Origin of the sequence: Marixanthomonas spongiae (assembly GCF_003095375.1) — a bacterium.
GTDB classification, from domain to species: domain Bacteria; phylum Bacteroidota; class Bacteroidia; order Flavobacteriales; family Flavobacteriaceae; genus Marixanthomonas; species Marixanthomonas spongiae.
In genome coordinates this window covers 1-2,063 of sequence record NZ_QEHR01000026.1, presented here as the reverse complement: position 1 = coordinate 2,063, position 2,063 = coordinate 1, and the positions used below count along the sequence as shown (strand labels likewise).

Here is a 2,063-nt window from a genome sequence, read left to right as displayed (position 1 = left end):
TTTAAACTGTTTGGGGGCACGTAAAAGCAACTTTCAAAAAATGCCGGCACACCGATGGATTTCACCAAAATCCGAAAAATACTGTTTTTAAGAGAATTAATTGGTAGTTTTGAGACAGACTGCCGTTAGCCACAAGCAAGGAAAAACATTCTGCAATCAATGACATTTAGTTGGAAAATAGAAAATAGCGATATTCAAAAAATAAAAAATGTTGTTCGTGAAAACAATAATCAGTTCTTAAAAACTCGTATTGAACGGAATGTTGAGAAAATGAATTTGTCGATAACTAAAGATAATTTAATTCACTCGATGATAATGTGTTTGCTGACTTCACAACAACGTTCGGGACCAAATTCATTAGTTGGAAAATTTTTGAGCCAAAAACCATTTCCAGTTACCGCAGAATTAATCGAAAATTCAGAAAATAAAGAGAAGTTTATAAAACAGATTTTTCTCACAAACGGGCTAACGAGATTTATAAATAAAAACAGCAAATATTTTTCAATAAATTTTGACGAGTTAAAAAAGAACAATTGGGAATTAATAAAAAAACTCGAATATTTAAACGCTAACCAAACGAAAAATAGCGAAAGAGAATTAGCTGATTATTTAAAATTACGTTTAAAGGGTTTCGGTCCAAAACAATCACGAAACTTTTTACAAGCTCTCGGATTGACGAAATACGAAATCCCACTCGATTCACGAATAATAAGTTGGCTTAATGATTTTGGATTTCCAATAAAATTGTCATCAACACTTTTGAGCGATAATAATTATTATCATTTTGTGTCAGACGGAATTCAAGAATTGTGTGAAAAAGCCGATATTTATCCTTGTGTTTTTGATGCTGTGGTTTTTTCGAGTTTCGATAATGATGAATGGACGACTGAAAACATAATGTTGTGAATAATGCCAGTGGCTAACAACGTATATAGCTCATAGCTGGGCAGTTGCTTAAACGAAGTTAAGGCATATTTGGAAAGTCGCCAAATTTTTAAATTTGACGATTTCCAATAAAAAAAGATAAATAGTAAAATTTAAAAATCTGGCTTGTGCTTAATCCGAAAATAATCGCTAATTTACAAGCTACGAGCCATATACAAACACGTTGTGTGCAAGCTAAAAAAATGAAATCGGTAATTAAAATATTGACCATAGTTCTATTAATTGGTATCTACAATTGCGAATTCAAAAATGACCGACAAGAATATGCTGAAATGCTAATTGAAAAGGTTGAGAAGTTTAAGAAAACAAATAACCGATTGCCAAAAGATGTAACTGAACTTGGACTAAATGAAAAAATAGATAGTCCTGCATTTTATGAAATGGAAACTGACTCAACTTATATAGTTTGGTATGGATTGAGCGTTGGAGTATCTAAAGTTTTTAAGTCGTCAACAAAAAAGTGGCCTGAAGAAGGATGATTTCAATACTATTATTAATTCCTTGGATAATATTTGGATTCAAAAACCCAAATCGGAATTTGATTGGACTTAATCAAACAAAAAAATCCTTGCTTTTACTTCTAGGAATTGAAATTATATTTTTTCTAATTCTTTATCTGACTTTACCTGAACCGACTTCAAAAATTGCAGGTCTTCAAAGCTTTGCGTGGAATTATTTCATTTTATATTATGCAAAAGGAATTATCCCAACAACAGTTTTTAGCGAATATTTAGACGGGAATTTAGGAGATAAAATTGATTTGAATTATCAATATGTATATTTGATTGTAAGTTTAATTATTGACTATTTAATATTGCTAATAATTAGTCCGAATATTAAAAAAATGTTTAACCGGAAAAAGCCAGCACACAACAATGTATAACCGCAATTACGGCGGATTCGACTACGTCCGAATCCACTCGGAATTGCTAACGCCAGTTCTAAACCGAAAAATTTGCGTACTTTAATCCGTAACTGACGGTTATACGAGACCGTCAGACTGTCTCAAAACCATGCCATTATTGCAGCCTTTTTCCAAGGATATAATTTTAATTTGCCTTATCTTTAGGAATGGAATACCAACAAGGACAAGACCGGGAACAGCTTACCCTTTACAG

Annotated in this window: 3 protein-coding genes; all 3 read left to right on the top strand. The window is 32.0% G+C overall.

The annotated features are described in order from the left end of the window. Positions 1-159 precede the first annotated feature (159 nt). The 3 genes from DDV96_RS15725 to DDV96_RS15715 all read left to right on the top strand — a co-directional run bounded on the left by DDV96_RS15725 (position 160) and on the right by DDV96_RS15715 (position 1,828). Complete coding sequence (locus DDV96_RS15725) at positions 160-906, top strand: hypothetical protein (RefSeq protein WP_116695734.1); 747 nt, start codon at positions 160-162, stop codon at positions 904-906. Between the two features lie 221 nt (positions 907-1,127). Beyond that, complete coding sequence (locus tag DDV96_RS15720; RefSeq protein ID WP_133240873.1) at positions 1,128-1,424, top strand: hypothetical protein; 297 nt, start codon at positions 1,128-1,130, stop codon at positions 1,422-1,424. Next, complete coding sequence (locus DDV96_RS15715; protein ID WP_116695732.1) at positions 1,421-1,828, top strand: hypothetical protein; 408 nt, start codon at positions 1,421-1,423, stop codon at positions 1,826-1,828. Before DDV96_RS15720 ends, DDV96_RS15715 begins: the two co-directional genes overlap by 4 nt. Positions 1,829-2,063: the final 235 nt, after the last annotated feature.

What these genes read in the sequence shown, in the direction of transcription:
- DDV96_RS15715 (WP_116695732.1), top strand. Translation starts at nt 1,421, where the DNA reads ATGATTTCAATACTATTATTAATTCCTTGGATAATATTTGGATTCAAA.
- DDV96_RS15725 (WP_116695734.1), top strand. Translation starts at nt 160, where the DNA reads ATGACATTTAGTTGGAAAATAGAAAATAGCGATATTCAAAAAATAAAA.
- DDV96_RS15720 (WP_133240873.1), top strand. Translation starts at nt 1,128, where the DNA reads ATGAAATCGGTAATTAAAATATTGACCATAGTTCTATTAATTGGTATC.